The sequence below is a fragment of the Mesorhizobium sp. M4A.F.Ca.ET.022.05.2.1 genome (genome assembly GCF_003998845.1).
Lineage (GTDB): Bacteria > Pseudomonadota > Alphaproteobacteria > Rhizobiales > Rhizobiaceae > Mesorhizobium.
This window is the reverse complement of the sequence record NZ_RZOJ01000549.1, coordinates 1-3,237: the sequence shown is the minus strand read 5'-3', so window position 1 is coordinate 3,237 and position 3,237 is coordinate 1. Positions and strand designations below refer to the sequence as shown.

Below are 3,237 nucleotides of genomic sequence, written 5' to 3'. Positions count from 1 at the left end.
CTGCCGATAACGCACAGGTGGGTCATCTCCTGCGAGACGTCTAACCCAACAAATTGGTCCATGGTGGCCTCCATGAGAATCATTGACGGCGAAGAATCTATCGCCCGCAATTACCCCATGTCAGCATAGCGCCGCCGCAGGCGGGACGCGGGGCAGACCGCCCCCGGCGAGGCGTGCCGCACGGCATTCTTCCTGATGACTTCAATGGGCAGCCTGGTCACGTCTGGTTACTGGCAGTTGAGCATGATGGCGAGATCGAAATGTGAAGCCTGCTCCTGGTGATCCGAAGCAGACTTCCACGACTGGTGCTGAATTTTTTAGAGGGCAAGCTGCAGCCCGCGAAGCTCATAGCAACGGCGTCCAGCTCGGTCGATAAGTGCGAGGCTGACTTTTACGTCGGCGTCTTTGATCAGGCGTCGAATCGAACAGCCGAGGCCACGAGTCAGTATCGGGCCGCCGCTGAGAGCTGCCCCGTCACTTCTGTCGAATACGCCCAGGCTAAGCAGGCCTTGAAGCAATTGGGGCTGTACCGTAGGGCTTAACGCCCTAGCGTTCGAGACGACACGGTAGAAGGCCCAAGGAGGTAAAGCGACCGCTCTCGGGCGAGTACAAGCTCGATCCAGTGTTCGACCAGGGGGCGCTTAGCACCCACGGTTCCACTCGGAAAGCCGCATTTGGTTAGACTTCGGTAGGCCCCAGTGATGGTCATACCTCGGGGATAAAGTCTGAGCAGGGCGTGGCCTAAAATAGTCAAAGAAGGCCACGACAGACTGGCCGCGCGGAAAGCGTTGTTTGCCCGCTTTGAGGCGTCACCGCTCGCGGGATAGACTATTCCCATGATTTTCAGACTGACCTTTCTTGGCACCTCGGCCAGCGTACCCTCTGCCGAGCGGAATCACCCCGCGCTGCTTGTCAAGGCCGCGGGCCACCGAATTTTGGTCGACTGCGGAGAAGGCACGCAGCGCCAGCTGCTGCGCAGCGGCGCCGGCTTCAGGCGGCTTCATCGCCTACTGCTCACTCATGCGCATTTCGACCATATCCTCGGGATCCCCGGCCTGTTCTCGACACTCCGGTTGCGGCAAAGCGACGATCTCCTGACCGTCCATGGAGGCCCGGATACCCTCGATGTCGTTGTGCGCATGCTCGCTGGTCTGTGGGGTGAAGGACGAGCGCCGATCCCACTAACGCTTGAGCCGCTGACGCCCGGCCGGTTTTTTGACGCGGACGAATTCATGATCGACTGCTTTCAGGTTCCTCACCGCGACACAGATAGCTATGGCTTCGTGCTCAAGACACCACCGCGCCGCCACCTTCGCGCCGAGCACCTCACGTCTCTGGGCGTGCCAGACGGTCCAATCAGGAAGGAACTGGCAGAAGGCCGGTCTATCATCCTCACGGATGGGCGGAAAGTTGCTTCCGAAGACGTGTTGGGTCCGCCGCAAGGAGGCAAGAAGCTGGTCATCATCGGCGATACGGAGTCGACCGATGAGCTCGCGGAACATGTCCGCGGCGCCGACCTTCTGGTGATCGAGGCCACCTTCCTGGAACGAGATTCGGCCATGGCGCGCGACTATGGGCATCTCACGGCTGCGCAGGCAGCATCTCTGGCAGCGACGAGCAACGTGAAGCAGCTCGTTCTTACGCATATATCCGGCCGCTATGCCGACGAAGAAATCCTCGCGGAAGCCGTGCGGGCATTTCCGAACAGCCGTATTGCGGCTGATCTCGATGTGCTCACCATATAACGGCCGACAATGACATTCAGGTTAGGCATCATGCGCGCGCCAGGCCTTCAGCGCGTCGCCATTGCGGCCAATCGCATTTTCAACGTGCATCCGGAATCACACGCGACAACGCCCCGCTCACGACACCTGGTCCTCAACGACATCGTCCTCGCCCTCGCCGTCAGGCAACCCGGCAATACCGCCGGCCAGCAGCTTCTCCTTCGACAGCAATCCGGCGTCCTCGAGCGCCTCGAAATCCGGCAGCTGGCGCAGCGTGTCGAGCCCGAACTGCGACAGAAAATTTTTCGTCGTCACATAGGTGTAGGGCGCGCCGGGCTGCGGGCTGCGCGGCCCCGAAGCAATCAGCTCCTGCGCGCGCAGCACGCCGATCAGATCGCGCGACACTTCCTTGCCAAAGAAGGAAGACAGCTCGCCGCGTGTGATCGGCTGGAAATAGGCGATGCACATCAGCACAAGAGCCTCCGACTGCGACAGTTCTTTTGCCCCCTGCCCCGCCGTCGCACCGAAGGCAGCGTGGATGACGTCGCCAAAGACCTTTTTGGTCCGGTGCTGCCAGCCGCCGGCGACCGCGACCAGCTCATAGGGGCGACCAGCGAGCTCGGAGCGGATGTCGTCGATGACCAGGTCGAGATTGCAGTTTTTGCCGACGACGCGCGCCAGCACCTCGCGCGGCACAGGTTCATTTGCCGCAAAGATCACTGCTTCGACGCGGCCCATCCACTCACGCCAGCGCAGTTCCGGCGGCAGGTGTTCGAGCTCGGTGTCGAGCAGCGCCGGCTGTTCGTTCGACTTGCGGCGGACGGAGGCTTGGCTCATCGCTACAGCCCAAACAGCCGGAAGCTGGGGCGGCCCGACAGCTCGCGCACGGCCTCAAGCTGCTGCAGCCGCTCGAACAGCCGCCGCGCCGCAAAGCGCGACAGGCTTTTCGTCGTCAGCGATCCGGCGACGGCATCTTCATTGAGCAGCAAAAAAATCACGTCGCCCGCGCCTTTCGCGCGCAGCTTCGGCGCCGCCGCCAAAAGCTTTTCAGCGCGGCGCGACAGCTCGGTGGCCAGCCGGCAGGCCTCGGCCGCCGCTTGCACCAGCGCGACGCAGACCGCCCGCTCGAAACCTTTTTCGCCCGGTCGAATGCGCTTGCCGCCGCCCTCGCCGCGAAAAGCCGGGCCAAAGGCTTGCGCCATCAGCAGCGGTAGTGGGCGCGGCCAGCGCAGGCCTTGCGCCAGCACCAGGTCGGCCAGCCACCAGGCGAACAGCTCGGCGTCGGGCCGCATGGCGACGACGTGGGCGGCGATCGCGGCGGAGACGAATGGCCCCGGCCGCTGCACCTCCGTCAGATTTTCGATGTGTCTGCAGAGGTCGGCGAGCGCCTCGTCGTCCCGGGCGAGCCCGAGCATCTCGGTCCCTTTTGCCAGCCGATCGGCGCTGACCGCCGGCGGCTGCAGCGCCAGCTGGCGCCAGGCGCCAAAAATGGCGCCGGCGGTCAGCGCCGATC

General features: G+C 63.2%; 3 protein-coding genes. 1 reads left to right on the top strand and 2 read right to left on the bottom strand.

The window, feature by feature from the left end; all coding sequences use genetic code 11:
- The first annotated feature begins 839 nt into the window (after nucleotides 1-839).
- The gene (rnz, locus tag EN745_RS32435) at nucleotides 840-1,745 is read left to right on the top strand and encodes a ribonuclease Z (RefSeq protein ID WP_127423136.1); all 906 of its coding nucleotides are present in this window, start codon (nucleotides 840-842) and stop codon (nucleotides 1,743-1,745) included.
- A gap of 117 nt (nucleotides 1,746-1,862) precedes the next feature.
- Here the strand turns inward: rnz and EN745_RS32430 are convergent, their stop codons facing one another.
- The gene (locus EN745_RS32430; protein ID WP_127423135.1) at nucleotides 1,863-2,561 is read right to left on the bottom strand and encodes an SMC-Scp complex subunit ScpB; all 699 of its coding nucleotides are present in this window, start codon (nucleotides 2,559-2,561) and stop codon (nucleotides 1,863-1,865) included.
- Nucleotides 2,562-2,563: 2 nt separating this feature from the next.
- Nucleotides 2,564-3,237, bottom strand: a 674-nt coding sequence (locus EN745_RS32425; RefSeq protein WP_127423134.1) for a DUF1403 family protein, incomplete at its 5' end; no start/stop codon positions are given.